10 protein-coding genes are annotated in these 14,139 nt (G+C 70.6%); all 10 read right to left on the reverse strand.

Annotation, left to right across the window (positions count from 1 at the left end; translation table 11 throughout):
• Positions 1–102 precede the first annotated feature (102 nt).
• The 10 genes from ABZS40_RS22725 to ABZS40_RS22770 all read right to left on the reverse strand — a co-directional run bounded on the left by ABZS40_RS22725 (position 103) and on the right by ABZS40_RS22770 (position 14,098).
• Positions 103–921 (reverse strand): FtsQ-type POTRA domain-containing protein, encoded by an 819-nt coding sequence (locus tag ABZS40_RS22725; protein WP_354945335.1) that lies wholly within the window; start codon positions 919–921, stop codon positions 103–105.
• Complete coding sequence (gene murC, locus ABZS40_RS22730) at positions 918–2,483, reverse strand: UDP-N-acetylmuramate--L-alanine ligase (RefSeq protein WP_354945336.1); 1,566 nt, start codon at positions 2,481–2,483, stop codon at positions 918–920. Before murC ends, ABZS40_RS22725 begins: the two co-directional genes overlap by 4 nt.
• A complete protein-coding gene (murG, locus tag ABZS40_RS22735) occupies positions 2,480–3,586 on the reverse strand; it encodes an undecaprenyldiphospho-muramoylpentapeptide beta-N-acetylglucosaminyltransferase (protein ID WP_354945337.1) in 1,107 nt (368 codons plus the stop codon). Before murG ends, murC begins: the two co-directional genes overlap by 4 nt.
• Complete coding sequence (locus ABZS40_RS22740; RefSeq protein WP_354945345.1) at positions 3,586–5,040, reverse strand: putative peptidoglycan glycosyltransferase FtsW; 1,455 nt, start codon at positions 5,038–5,040, stop codon at positions 3,586–3,588. Before ABZS40_RS22740 ends, murG begins: the two co-directional genes overlap by 1 nt.
• Before the next feature lie 405 nt (positions 5,041–5,445).
• Complete coding sequence (mraY, locus tag ABZS40_RS22745; protein ID WP_354945338.1) at positions 5,446–6,570, reverse strand: phospho-N-acetylmuramoyl-pentapeptide-transferase; 1,125 nt, start codon at positions 6,568–6,570, stop codon at positions 5,446–5,448.
• The gene (murF, locus tag ABZS40_RS22750) at positions 6,567–7,964 is read right to left on the reverse strand and encodes a UDP-N-acetylmuramoyl-tripeptide--D-alanyl-D-alanine ligase (RefSeq protein ID WP_354945339.1); all 1,398 of its coding nucleotides are present in this window, start codon (positions 7,962–7,964) and stop codon (positions 6,567–6,569) included. Before murF ends, mraY begins: the two co-directional genes overlap by 4 nt.
• Complete coding sequence (locus tag ABZS40_RS22755; RefSeq protein WP_354945340.1) at positions 7,961–9,523, reverse strand: UDP-N-acetylmuramoyl-L-alanyl-D-glutamate--2,6-diaminopimelate ligase; 1,563 nt, start codon at positions 9,521–9,523, stop codon at positions 7,961–7,963. The genes murF and ABZS40_RS22755 overlap by 4 nt, the downstream gene beginning before the upstream one ends.
• 172 nt (positions 9,524–9,695) lie before the next feature.
• Positions 9,696–10,229 carry a hypothetical protein gene (locus ABZS40_RS22760; RefSeq protein WP_354945341.1) on the reverse strand — a complete coding sequence of 178 codons (534 nt, stop codon included), beginning with the start codon at positions 10,227–10,229 and terminating at the stop codon, positions 9,696–9,698.
• Positions 10,230–10,298: 69 nt separating this feature from the next.
• Complete coding sequence (locus ABZS40_RS22765; protein WP_354945342.1) at positions 10,299–10,793, reverse strand: peptidoglycan-binding domain-containing protein; 495 nt, start codon at positions 10,791–10,793, stop codon at positions 10,299–10,301.
• A 1,067-nt stretch (positions 10,794–11,860) separates the two neighbouring features.
• A complete protein-coding gene (locus ABZS40_RS22770; protein ID WP_354945346.1) occupies positions 11,861–14,098 on the reverse strand; it encodes a penicillin-binding protein 2 in 2,238 nt (745 codons plus the stop codon).
• Positions 14,099–14,139: the final 41 nt, after the last annotated feature.

Genomic DNA, 14,139 nt, shown 5'->3' on the forward strand with positions numbered 1-14,139 from the left:
GCTCTTCGGGGCAACGTAAGCGCCACCGCGCGATGAGCCAAGGACCCGGGCGGCGTGTCGCCGCGCGGAGCGCCACGGGTCACGTCCGCGCACGCTCACTGGTCAACGAAAGGTCACCACATCCGGTGCGCTCACGTCGATCCGATCGGTGTCCTCGTCGAGCAGCGCGGTGGCCACCCGAGCCTTGTCAGTACCCCGGGTCGCGTCGCCCCAGACCACCGTCCGGTCCCCGCGCAGCCGCAGGCTGATCCGGGCCAGCCCCGCCACGTTCACGTCGACCAGCTCCGCGCGCAGCTGCGGCGTCAGCGCGACGAGCACCTCCAGCGCGGCCCGGGTGCCCGGGTCGTCGGCGGCCGGCCGGGCCACCGTCACCTGTGGCAGGTCGGCGGGGCGTCGCTCCACCGTCCGGAACGCCACCCCACTCCGGTCGATCAGGGCGAACGCCTCGCCCTGCGGCACCACCGCCACAGCGCTCCGCTCGGTCACCCGCACCACCAGCGCGCCGGGCCAGTCCCGGGAGACAGTGGCCCGCTCCACCGCCGGCAGCGCGCCGACCCGACGGGCGGCGGCGGCCAGGTCCACCCGGGCCAGCGGCACACCGTCCGGCACCCCGACCGCGTCGTGCACCTGCACGGGAGTGACCAGGTCGGCACCCTGCACGCGAACCTCGCGCACACCGAACAGCCCGGTGCCGAGCACCGTCCAGGCGATCAGCCCGGCAAGGGCGAGCACCCCGGCGGCCACCGCCCACGGCAGCGCCGCACGCATGCGACGCTGCCGGGCACGGGCCATGAACCGGCGGGTGGAGGGCGGTACCGCGTCGCGGCCCGCCCGGACCAGCTGCCACCGCCGGGCCGGACCGCGGCGCGGGGCGCCGCCGTCGGCGGCGCTGGTCCGCCCTCGGGCCGGGCCGGGACTCATCCGGCCGTGGGCGCCGAGCCGCCGGGCACGGCGGTGCCACCGAGAGCCGCGCCGTCGCCACCGGAGGTGGCCCCACCCGGCACCGGATCACCGATCGCCGGCGTGGTGGCCACCGGGTCGACGGTCGCGCTCGGTGCCGAGCCGGCCGAACGCTCACCCAGGGCGACCAGCAGCTCGTCGCCCATCAGCGAGATCGGCGGGGCGCCCATGGTCACCACCACGTCCCCCGAGCGGGCGCGACGGGCCACCTCGACCGGGGCCTGCTCCCACGACTCCACGAAGACCTTGCGGTCGGCGGGCAGATCCACCGCCGCGATCAGCGCCGCCGAGCCCTCACCGGGCTGACGCAACTCACCGGGCCCGAAGACCTCCAACAGCACCACCTCGTCGGCGATGGCCAGCGCCTCCGCGATCTCCGCCTGGTTGTCGCGGGTGCGGTACAGCCGGTACGGCTGGAAGACGACGATCAGCCGGCCGTCCCCAGCGACCTCGCGCAACGTCTGGTTCGCCAACCTCATCGAGGTCGGGTGGTAGGCGTACTCGTCGTAGACCAGCACGCCGTCCGCGACACCCTTGCGCTCGAAGCGCCGTCGCACACCGGGGAAGACCGCCAGCGCGGCCTCCGCCGACTCCAGCGGCAGTTCCAACAGGTACGCGGCCAGCACCGCGGCGGCGCTGTTCAGCCCCATGTGCCGTCCCGGCACCGGCAGCCGGAACTCGCCCAGCGACCGGCCGTCGATCGCGGCCAGGTAGCGCACCCCCCGTGCGGAGGAGACCATGTCGGTCAACCGCAGGTCGGCGTCGGCGGCCTCGCCGTAGGTGAACACCCGTCGTCCCTCGGACCGCAGGCTCTCGGCCAACCGCCGACCGCCCGGATCGTCGGCGCAGGTGATGATGAACCCGTCCGGGTCGGTGAGGCGGGCGAACTCCACGAACGCCGCCTCCAGCGTCGCGTAGTCGCCGTAGGTGTTCAGGTGGTCCGCCTCGACGTTCGTGATGATCGAGACGTACGGGCGGTAGATGAGGAACGAGCGGTCGCTCTCGTCCGCCTCGACCACGAAGTGCTCGCCGGTGCCGTGGTGGGCGCCCGAGCCGACCTCGGAGATCTCCCCGCCGATCACGAAGGACGGGTCCACGCCGGCCTGCTGCAGCACCATCGTCACCATCGAGGTGGTGGTGGTCTTGCCGTGCGTGCCTGCGACGGCCACCGCCCGACGGCCGGTCATCGCCGCGGCGAGCGCCTCCGAGCGGTGCAGCACCCGCAGGCCGCGCCGACGCGCCTCGACCAGCTCCAGGTGGTCCTGGGGAATGGCCGAGGAGTAGACGACAGTGTCCACGCCGTCGAGGTTGGTCACCTCGTGGCTGAGGTGGATGGTGCCGCCGAGCGCCCGCAGGCCGGCCAGCGAGGGCCATTCCCGCAGGTCGCTGCCGGAGACCCGGATGCCGCGGGTGAGCAGCAGCCGGGCCACGCCGAGCATGCCCACCCCACCCACTCCGATCAGGTGGACGGCGCCCAGGTCCTCGGCGGTGAGCGTGCCGGCCGGGGTGAACTGCGCGGTCATCGGGCCACCGCCGCCAGCACGAAGGAACGCAGCGCCTCGTCGCCGTCGCGCCGGCCGTACGACCCGGCGGCGGCACCCATGTTGTAGAGCCGCTGTGGGTCCCGGATGAGCGGGATGACGGTGCGCTCCAGCCAGTCCGGGGTGAGCTCCCCGTCGTCGACCAGCAGCCCACCGCCGGCCTCCACCACGGGCAGGGCGTTGCGCCGCTGCTCCTGGTTGCTGTGCGGGTACGGCACGTAGATCGTGGGCAGCCCGATCGCGGCCACCTCGGCGACGGTCATCGCCCCACCCCGGGCCAACATCAGGTCGGCGGCGGCGTAGCCCAGCTCCATCTCGGACAGGTACGGCAACGTCACGTACGGCACCGGCAGGTCGGTGGGGATCGGCACCGGCTCGTTGCGGGCGCCCATCACGTGCAGCACCTGCACGCCGTTGCGGGCCAGCTCCTTGGCCGCCCCGGAGACCGCCAGGTTGATCGAGCGGGCGCCGGACGAGCCGCCGGACACGAAGAGCACCGGCAGGTCAGGGCGGAGCCCGAAGTGGGCGCGGGCGGCGTTGCGCAGCGCGTACCGGTCCAGACCGGCGATGGCGCGGCGCAGCGGCACCCCGACGACAGTGGCGTCCCGCAGCGACTCGGCCTGGCTCGGCTGGTTCGGAAAGCCGACGGCCACGTTCTTGGTGAACTTCATGCCCAGCTTGTTGGCCACGCCCGGCGGCACGTTCACCTCGTGGATCACCATGGGCAGCTCGCGGCGCCACGCGGCCAGGTAGGCCGGCACCGAGACGTACCCGCCGAAGCCGACGACCACGTCGGCGCGCACCTCGTCGATCACCTTGCCCGCGGCGCGCGCCGCGGTCCACATCCGGCCCGGGGTACGGACCAGGTTCATGTTGACCGACCGGGGCAGCTGGTACGCCGGGATCTGCCGCAGGTCGTAGCCCTGCGGCGGAATCAGGTCGTTCTCCATGCCCCGGGGTGTGCCGAGGCAGGTGATCCGGACGCCCGGGTCGTGTCGGCGCAGGCAGTCGGCGAAGGCGAGCAGCGGGTAGACGTGCCCCCCGGTGCCACCTCCCGCGAGCACCACCGAACGCAGCGGACCCATCAGCGTCTCCTCTCGCTCGCCGTACCCCGGCGACTGCGGTCCTGTCGGACCCCGCGCGGCGCGGCCTGATCGTCATGGCGCCGCTCGCGGGACCGGGGCACGGACCCTCGGCCGGCGGGCGGCGGCGCCGGTCGGCGACGCCGGCCGGGAAGCGGCGGCAACGGGGCCCAGAGTAGTCGGACCCACCGGGCCGGCGGACGGGCATGCAGTGCTCTGGCCGCATCGGGTTCGGCGCGGGCGAAGGACGCCAGCATGCCGATGCCGGCCAACGTCACGACCAGGGCACTTCCGCCGTCGGAGATGAACGGCAGCGGCAGACCGGTGATCGGCAGCAGCCCCACCACACCACCGATGTTGATCACGGCCTGGCTGACCAGCCAGGTGGTCACGGCGGTGGCGGCGAGCCGGCGGAACGGGTCGTCGACCCGCCGGGCGATCCGGAAACCGGTGTACGCGAGGACGGCGAACAGGCTGAGCACCACGACGCACCCGATCACGCCCAGTTCCTCGGAGATGATCGCGAAGATGAAGTCGTTGTGCGCCTCGGGCAGCCAGTCCCACTTCAGGCTGCCCTTGCCCAGCCCGACACCGAACCAGCCACCGTGCTCGATGGCCAGCCGCCCCTGGTAGAACTGGAGGCAGTCGTTGAGTTTGCAGGTCTCCGGGTCCGGTGGGTTGAAAAACATGTCCAGCCGGGCGAGGCGGTAGTTGTCCGCGCCGCGTTCACCGGAGCCGGCGCCGAGCGAGGCCACCGCCACGAGCAGGCCGATCCCGATCAGACCGGCCGTGGCCAGGGCGCCGAAGACCCGCATCCGCACCCCGGCGGCCCAGAGCAGACCCACGACCAGGGCCAGCAGACAGAGCATCGTGCCGGTGTCGTTGTAACCGACCAGGACGAAGAGCAGGCCGACCACCGGGAAGAGCGGGGTGGCCAGCTCGCGCCACCAACCGAGCGCGGCGCCCTTGCGGGCGACCAGGTGCGCACCCCAGAGCACCATCGCGAACTTGGCCAGCTCCGATGGTTGGAGCTGGATCCCGCCGACGAACAGCCAGTTCAGATGCGCCTCGACCGGCCCGAAGCTGGCCGAATCCTCGCCGGTCAGCCGGGCGAACGCGACAAGCAGGTTGAGCACCACCAGCAGGGCGATCGAGGTGAACAGCAGCGGCCGGCCCAGCGACCGGTAGGTGCTGGCGGGCAGGCGCTGGCAGACCCAGAACGCGCCGATGCCGATCACCGCGAAGATGGCCTGCTTGGTCACCGAGGCCGAGGCGTTGCCGTCCTCGGCGTAGTCCTTCACGCTGGTCGCCGAGAAGACCATGGTCAGCCCGATCAGCAGCAGCAGGCCGGCGCAGGACAGCAGCAGGTAGTAGGAGGTCAGCGGCCGGTCCAGCAGGCCGCGCAGCGCGGCGAGCCCACCGGAGGCGTCGATACCGCGCAGCGGGGTAGACGCCACGGCCTCCGGCTCGCGTCCCGCCGGCCCGGGCTCCCGCGCCCCCGGCCCGGATTCGCGGGCCGCCGTGCCGGGCTCCGGGCCGCGCGCCCCGGCGGCCAACGGTGTACGCGCCGCGCTCGGCGACCGTCGCGGCCGTCCGACAGTCCCATCCTCGGTGCCGATTTCCTCCCCCACCCCGACATCATCACCGCTGAACACGCCCCACCGCCCCACAACGCTCCACCGGGCGTGTCGAACCCGCCCCCAGGCCGCCCTCCCGCCGCCCTCCCGCCGCCCTCCCGCCGCCCTCCCGCGTCGATCTTGCACTTTCTGTGCCGGCAAAACACCTATAAAAGGACGTTTCGCCATCCGAAAGTGCAAGATCGACGGATGAGAGGGCGGGGCGCGGGGCGCGGGCCCTGCGGATCAGGTCATGTTGGCGAGGAACTCGCTGTAGAACAGGCCCAGGGCGATGGCCACGCCGATGCCGGCGATGATCCAGAAGCGCACCACGATGTTGACCTCGCTCCAGCCGGCCAGTTCGAAGTGGTGCTGGAGCGGAGACATTCGGAACACGCGTTTACCGGTGGTCTTGAAGGAGATGATCTGGATCACCACGGACATCGTGATGATCACGAAGAGCCCACCGATGATCGGCAGCAGCAGGATGGTGCGGGTGGACATCGCCATGCCGGCGATCAGACCGCCCAGCCCCAGTGCCCCGGTGTCGCCCATGAAGATCCGCGCCGGGGAGGTGTTCCACCAGAGGAAGCCCACACAGGCCCCGGCCGCCGCCCCGGCGATCAGCGCGATCTCCAACGGGTCGCGGACCTCGTAGCAGTACGGCTGGGTGTAGTTCGGGTCGGCGCACCAGTGCCGGTACTGCCAGAACGCGATGAGCGCGTACGCGGCGAGCACCATGACCGACGCGCCGGTGGCCAGACCGTCCAGGCCGTCGGTGAGGTTGACGCCGTTCGTCGCGGCCATCACCACGAAGATAAAGATGATCACCGCGCCGACCTTGCTGACCTCCAGGAAGTCGATGTCCCGGATGAAGCTCAGCGTGGTGCTGCCCACCGTCTCGGTGTTGGTCGCCAGGCCCGAACCGTTGGTCATCGTGCTCGGGAACCACAGCGCGATCACCCCGAAGACCGCACCGACCAGGATCTGGCCGAGCAACTTGCCGCGCTTGTTCAGCCCGGCGCTGTTGCGCTTGCGCACCTTGAGGAAGTCGTCGAGGAAACCCACGGCGCCGGAGAAGACCATCAGCCCCAGCAGCACCAGGGCGGTGATGGTCGGCTCCACCTGGGCGATCTGCTGGTCCGGCAGGGTGGTCAGGGCGAGGTGCCCGGCCACGTACGCGATCACCGTGGCCAGGATGAAGACCACGCCGCCCATGGTGGGCGTGCCCTTCTTGCCCTGGTGCATGGCGGGGCCGTCGGACCGGATCGGCTGGCCGGCCTTGAGCCGGGTGAACACTTTGATCGCGATCGGGGTGCCGAAGAGCGAGACGATGAAGGCCACCCCGATGGCGACGATGATCGCCCTCATCGGGTCGGCTCCCCGTCGGTGTCGGCGCGCAGGGCGTCGGCCACCTCCCAGGTCCGGTACCGGGAACCCTTGACCAGGACGACATCACCCGGTCGCAGTTCGCTCCGCAGCACCTCGACGGCCGCCGCCTGATCGGTGAGCAGCACCGACTCTCCTCCCCAGTTTGCTACAGCTGTCGCGCCTTCGTGGATCGGCGCAGCCGGCTCACCCACCACGAGCAGCCGGTCGACACCCAGCTCGGCCGCGAGTTGGCCGACCTCGGCGTGGCCGTCGTACTCGAACGGGCCCAGCTCGGCCATGTAACCAAGCACCGCGACGGTACGCCGCCCCTGGCCCATGCTGGCGAGCGCCCGCACCGCTACCGACATCGAGGCCGGGTTGGCGTTGTACGAGTCGTCGATCACTGTCACCCCGTCGGGGCGGTCGAAGACGTCCATCCGTCGGGTCGAGACCAGGCCCAGCTCGCCGAGGGCCGTGGCCAGCTCGGTCAGCGGCATGCCCAACTCCCGGGCGACCGCCGCCGCCGCGAGCGTGTTCCCGACCTGGTGGCGGCCGGCCAGCCGGAGCCGCACCGGCGCGCGTCCCTCCGGGGTGACCAGGGTGTACGACGGGTGCCCCCGCTCGTCGAGCGTGACGTCCTCGGCGCGCACGTCGGCGTCCGGCGCCTCGCCGTAGCGGACCACCCGGGCCTGCGTGCGGCTCGCCATCGCGTCCACCCGGGGGTCGTCGGCGTTCAGCACGGCCAGCCCGTCCGGCGGCAGCGCCTCCACCAGCTCGCCCTTGGCCAGAGCGATGGCGTCCTGCGAGCCGAACTCGCCGATGTGCGAGGTGCCGACGTTGAGCACCACGGAGATCCGGGGCGGCACCAGCTCGCACAGGTACCGCACGTGCCCGACCCCGCGCGCACCCTTCTCCATCACCAGGTAGCGGGTGTCCGGGTCGGCCTGGAGGGCGGTGTACGGGTGCCCCAGCTCGTTGTTGAACGAGCCGGGTGGCGCCACAGTGGCCCCGAGTCGGGCGGTGAGCTGACCTATCAAATCCTTGGTGGTGGTCTTGCCGGACGAGCCGGTCACGCCGATCACGGTCAGCCCGGGCAGCCGGTCCACCGCCGCGCGGGCCAGCCGGCCCATCGCGGTCAGCGCGTCGTCGACAAGCACCATCGGCACCCCGGGCACCTCGCGGCTGCCGAGCACCGCCACCGCGCCGGCCTGGATCGCCGTCGCCGCGTAGTCGTGCCCGTCGACCTTCTCTCCGGGGAAGGCCACGAAGAGCGAACCGCGTCCCACCTTGCGCGAGTCGAACTCCACCGATCCGGTGACGGTGGCGGCCGGGTCGGCGGCCACCAGCCGTCCGTCGACCGCCGCGGCCACCTCGGCCAGGCTCAGCGTGATCACCGCTGACCCGCCAGGTCCCCGAAGCGCGCCCGCAGCGCCTCGGCCAACTCGATGCTGTCGTCGAACGGAAGCACCTGGCCCGCCACCTCCTGGCCACGCTCGTGGCCCTTGCCGAGCAGCGCGATCACGTCGCCCGGCTCGGCCAGCCGCACCGCCTCGTCGATCGCGGCGCGGCGGCCCGCCACCTCGATGATCCGAGCGGCCGTGCCGGCCCGGTACGCCCCGGCGAGCACCTCGGCGCGAACCTCCCCCGGATCTTCGGTGCGCGGGTTGTCGTCGGTCACCAGCACCACGTCGGCTCCCTCCGCGGCGGCGGCGCCCATCACCGGCCGCTTGCCCCGGTCCCGGTCCCCACCGGCGCCGATCACACAGATCAGTCGGCCGGCGCTCAACTCGCGCAGCGCGGCCAGCGCGGCCACGATCGCGTCCGACTTGTGGGCGTAGTCGACCACCCCGCGCACCGGCGCGGCCACGTCGACCAGCTCCAGCCGGCCCGGGACGCCGCCGCAGGCGGCCACACCGGCCGCCGCGGTCACCGGGTCAACCCCGGCGCCCACCAGTGCGGCGATGGCCAGCAGCGCGTTGGCCACGTTGTGCCGGCCGGGCAGCGCGACACCGGCGGACAATGCCACACCGTTCGGGCCGTGCGCGGTGAACCGCTGCGCGTACCCCTCACCGTCAACACCGTCGGCCCACCATGTCGCGCCCTGCTCGCCAACCGCCGAGTAGGTGACAGTGGTCGGCTTGAGCAGCGGCTTCAACGCCGGGTCGTCGTGGTTGAGCACCTCGACCGCGCAACGCCCGTCGAAGAGCTGGGCCTTCGCGGCGAAGTAGTCGTCGCTGTCGGCGTGGAAGTCCAGGTGGTCGGAGCCGAAGTTGGTGTAGCCGCCGACGGCGAACCGCACACCACCCACACGGCCCATGGCCAGCGCGTGGCTGGAGACCTCCATGACCACTGCGGTGACCCCGCGCTCGCGGGCGGTGGCCAACATGGCGTGCAGGTCGGTCGCCTCGGGGGTGGTGCGGACACTGTCGATCACCAGATCACCGAGCCGGGTCTCCACCGTCCCGACCAGCCCGGTGGTGTGCCCGGCGGCCCGCAGCCCCGACTCGATCAGGTACGCGGTGGACGTCTTGCCCGCGGTGCCGGTCACCCCGATCACTGTGAGGTCGGCGGTCGGGTCGCCGTACACGGCCGAGGCCAGCTCGCCGAGCACGGCGCGCGGGTCGGGCACCACCAGGGCGGGCAGACCAATTCCCGCCGCCAACTCCGCACCGGCCCGGTCGGTCAGCAGCGCCACGGCACCCGCCTCGACGGCGCCCGCGGCGAACTCCGCACCGTGCCGACGGGCACCGGGCAGCGCCGCGTACAGGTCGCCGGGGCGAACCTCCTGGCTGGCGTGGGTGACCCCGGAGACGACCACCGCGGCGGCGTCCGCCGGAAGGTCGACGGCGAGCCGGACGGCGAGATCACCGAGCCGGACTCCGGTCACGGTACGTGGACGTGGATTGCCGGGCACGGCGTCAGACCCTACCCGGTCGTCCGGTTCCGGCCGCACGCCGCGCCTGATTCTCCGTCGCAAGGGATACACCGTCGAGCGCCCTTGATGGAGTGCCCGGGTGCTTCCGAAGGCGGCCCCGGACCCACGGCAGATTGCGGTCGACCGACAGCGAGGCGTGGAAGGGCCGGGACGACCTGGGCCCTTCCACGTTCCGCTCGTCAGACGGAGCTCACCGTCGAGCGATGAAGACGATCGTCTCCGGGGTTGTGAGGTTCACAGTTGTGTAGGGGTTGTGGGTCCAGTCGAGGCCGTTGTACCGGAACGTGCCGACCTTGTCGCCCGTGGCGTACTTGTACACGGCCCGCCAGTTACCGGAGAGAGAACCAGTGCCGGTGTAGCCGTTCGGATAGCCGTTCAGCATGCAGAGGCTGATCGTGGAACAACCCGGGCCGAGGCGCGTGAGCGCGGCCGGCGTGAACGTGCGCTCGGTGTCGATTGCGGCCACGATCTTGCCAGCTTCGGGATCGATGAGCAGCTCGATCTTGTGTCCGGATTTGGCGATCTTGTCGATCTGCTCCTCGTTCTGCGAGCCGACGAGAGACCACAGCGTCTCCCTGTAGTCGACCACCTGGGTCAGCTCCTTGGACGGGGAGAGCCCGTCGCTGGCGCTGGCGCTGGTGGCGCCGATCCCGAGGATGGAGAAGGCAAGCACTGTGGCAGCGAGCGCACCAGCCGCGTTTCGTAGGTGCCTGCGGATGTTCACTTTGCTCCTTCGTCGTTGACTTGGATAGCGGGCAGAGCCGCTTAGCTCGCCGCGTACTTAGAGCTGGCGTTATTGGCCGTAGCGCACGCAGACACTCGTGTCCGTGACGAAGAGGAGGGTCCGCCTGGTTTGCGGGCCATAAACGCCATCGTCGGCGATTGAATGAGACCTCTGAGCCGCGGCGAGGGCAGAGGCCGTGTTGCCCCCGAAGTTGCCGTCAACCACTAGTGCGGTACCGAACACGTTGCGGTGCCCTCCTGCACTGGAGCCAGACCAGTAGCACGCGTTCAGGTGCCTCTGAAGGTTCGAGACGGCCCCACTCTGATTGCCCCTCGACAGCACACAATTGAGGTTGTTAGTGCCGTTTCCGACAGTTGGCATCGTAAACAGGCGGTCACCGAGATAGATCTTCGTCGTCCCGGTACAGGAACTGGAGGCGGCGGCACCGAAGAGTGGGGCGGGGTCGGCGGCACTGGCCGGCGCTGCTGCGACGCCGACGAGGAAGGGCAGGGCGGCGAGTGCTCCGGCGGCAATTCGAACTGCGCGTCGTCTGAGTAAGTTCATGACAACCTCCGTGGTATCGACTATTCCGGCTCAGCTTCTTGGACTCTGAACCCGCACATAGAAATTGCGGTGGGATCATCTCCCCGCCCAGGTCCAGCCTGTCGAAATTCAGCCTAGAAAATGTCATTGATTAGCAGCAAGACCCTCGCACTTCTGTAAATATTTTGCATTCGATCCTAAGGAATGGACGTGCTGGAGACATGATTGTGTAGGGGCATCGCTGGCAGCGATTTTTCGAGCATGCGGACCCTTCGAATCGCCACTGTCGCAGCAGGTCCGACGCCCCGAGTCTCAGCCCCGCCACCAGGTCACCCTCCGGCAATCAGGCAGCTCGGCATCAGCTGTCGACGTTCGGGGCTGACCGCTGTCGCCTGCGGTCTCATCCATGAAACGCCGCATCCGCAAACGGGCCACCACAGATGCCACCACCGCATTATCTCAGGCTGATACATTCAGCGTCGCCAGCACGAATCTGGCAACAAGTACGTATCGAGAAGCGGAGACACGTTCACGGATTCGACAGACGACAGAAATTAGCCCGAGAACCAGCCACGCATCCAAGACACGGCGCTGACCTCTATACGGAGGCGGCAGAATCTGCGTGCTTTCCCGTAAGGGAAGTCATTGGTCATGCCTCGACGCAGCATTCGTCGAACCTGCTGTCGAGCGGAGGCTGCGCCGATCGGAGCGCAGAGTAAAGGCATGGCCCGCCGTCTGCATGGCGGCAGGGGCAAGCCACTGTTAATTGGCTCTCCGCAGGCGACGTACCGTCAACTCCAACGATGAGCGACCACGCCAACGTGCCCGGGAACGAGCCAAACGATGTACTACGTCGCTGCTCGTGCGGCGGCCTTCTTCAACTTCACTCCCCGTGTGATTTGGCACCCATACCATTCGATCAGGCGAGGGCGTTTCAAATATCCTGGAGGGTTGCATCACGGATGTCAATACCTCTGACTCGTGGTAGCGGCCTCCGTGAGCGACATGGGCCTGACAGGCAGCAGCGCGACAGCAGGTGTGGGTCGTCTCGACGTATGCCCCGGACCGTTCTGACCGCTCCGAAGCTGCTAGGGGAAGACGTCGAATTTCGGTGACGGTCCCGTCGAGGGCGGCACCCGGTAGTGCCGTAGCGTGAAGGCCATCGCCTCGCGGAAGGCCGGCGCGGCGACGGCACCGGCTCCGCCACCGGGGTTCCAGACGAAGACAGCCACCACGTAGCGCGGGTTCTGCGCCGGTGCCATCCCGATGAACGAGCTGACGTCGCCAGGCTGCTTCTCACCGTTGGCGTAGCGCAGCCCGGTGCCGGTCTTGCCGGCCACCCGGTAGCCGGGCACCGCCGCCGCCAGGCCAGTCGCCCGCCCGTCGGGTCCGTCGACCGTGGTGACCGCCTCCAGCATGGTCCGCAGCGCCGCCGCGTTCTGGGGGCTGAGCACCGAGCGAGTGGTCGGAGCGGCGGATGGCGTGTGCTTGCCGCTCGTCCCGTCGACCACCTCCTTGATCAGGCGCGGCTGGACGTAGGTCCCGTCGTTGGCGATCGCGTTGTAGGCAGCGGCCATCTGCAGCGGTGTGGCGTCCACGCTGTGCCCGATCGGCACCGACCCGTACGACGACCCGCTCCACTCCGCGGCCGGGAGCACCCGTCCGGACGCCTCCCCGGGCATCCCCTCGCCGGTGCGCTGTCCCAGCCCGAACCGCTTCTGGTAATCGATCAGCCGGTCCCGGCCGAGCTTCTCGGCGACCTTGATCGTGCCTACGTTCGAGGAGAAGGCCAACATCCCGGGAATGCTCATCCGTCGGCCGTTCGCCGGGTGGGTGTCCGGGATGGTCGTGTCGCCCATGAGGATGCTGTTCGGCACCGGAAACGTGGTGTTCGGCGTGATCACGCCCTCCTGGAGCGCCGCGCCGAAGGTGATCGCCTTGTGGACCGACCCCGGGTCGACCACGAAGGTGGTGGCCACGTCCTCCCGTTCGGTCGGTGAGTTGACCTTGTCCGGCGCGGCCGCGTCGTACGCGGGGTAACTGGCCTGGGTCAGCACGTCGCCGGTCTTAACGTCCAGCGTCACCAGCGCGCCCACGCTCCCCTTGAGCTGCGCCAGGTGCCGCTTGAGCACCTGCTGGCCCTGGAACTGCAGATCCCGGTCGATGGTGAGCACCAACGAACTGCCCGGCTTCGGCGCAGTGGTCTCGCTGTAGCCGCCGGGGATAGGCGCGTCCAGGTCCCCCTGGCCGGCCTCGTAGACCCGCCGGCCGTCCTTGCCCTGCAGCAGGTCGTCGTAGCGGCCCTCGAGCCCCTCCAGGCCGCTCATGTCCTGGCTGACGAAGCCGACCAGGTTGGCGGCGAGATCCCCACCGGGCACGTCGCGTCGCTCGTCACGGTGCGTGCCGATGCCGGGCTGGTCCAGTGCGACGATCTGCTTGGCGACGGAGATGTCGACGCCGCGGGCGAGGAACTGGAACGTCGACTCGCCCGTGCCGCCGGGCAGCGGTCGCCGCTTCATCTTCTCGGTCAGCTCGGACGCGGGTACGCCGAGCAGGGGGGAGACCCGCCGGGCCACCTCCGGCCGCTGGTCGTCGGTGATCAACGTGGGGTCAGCGAAGACGTAGCGCGCCTCGACACTGCGCGCGAGCGGGGCGCCGTTGCGGTCCAGGATCGCCCCGCGGGGGGCGGGCAGATCCACCCGGGTCAGCCGGTCGGAGAGGCCTCCCCCGGCGTACGCCGGCACGTCGACCGTCTGGAGGAAGATCAGCCGGATCCCGATGGCGGCGAAGAGCGTCAGGGCGAGCACGGTGCCCAGCCGCAGCCGCAGCCGCGAGTCGGCCAGCTTCGGAGGGAGTCGTGGCTTACGGGACGGCCGCCGGGCCGCCGGTCGGTCGGCGCGCCGCGGCGCGCGTGGCGTGGTGGTGCGGCGGCGCGGCGGCGGCTCGTCCCCACCCGGGGCACGAGGGGTACGCGGCGCGACGGTGCGCACCACACCACCGCGTCCGGCGGCCGGGGCGTCGCGTCGGCCAACCCGGGCGGCGGCCCGGCCGCCGTCGAGCACCTGCAACGCCGGCCGGAACGGGTCACCGGACCGGGTGCTGCGCGGCGTACGCCGCTGTTCGGCGCCCTGACCGCGCGCCGGCGTGCCGCGCTCCTCGCGCACGGTCCGACCCCTCGGGGTGTACGCCCGGGCGCCGGAGATCCCCCCGATACCCGGCTCGCCGGTGCGCGGCTCGCCATCGGCGGGTCCGGCATCACGTGCAGAACCGCGCCGGGACCCCGTAGGGTCCCGGCGCCGCGCGGGCGGCCGGGGGGGTAGGTATATCAGACCACTTAAAAAAAAACAACCTCTGCTTTTATATGTTT

This window comes from Micromonospora sp. NPDC005324 (assembly GCF_040607155.1).
In the GTDB taxonomy this organism is placed as follows: Bacteria; Actinomycetota; Actinomycetes; order Mycobacteriales; family Micromonosporaceae; genus Micromonospora; species Micromonospora trifolii.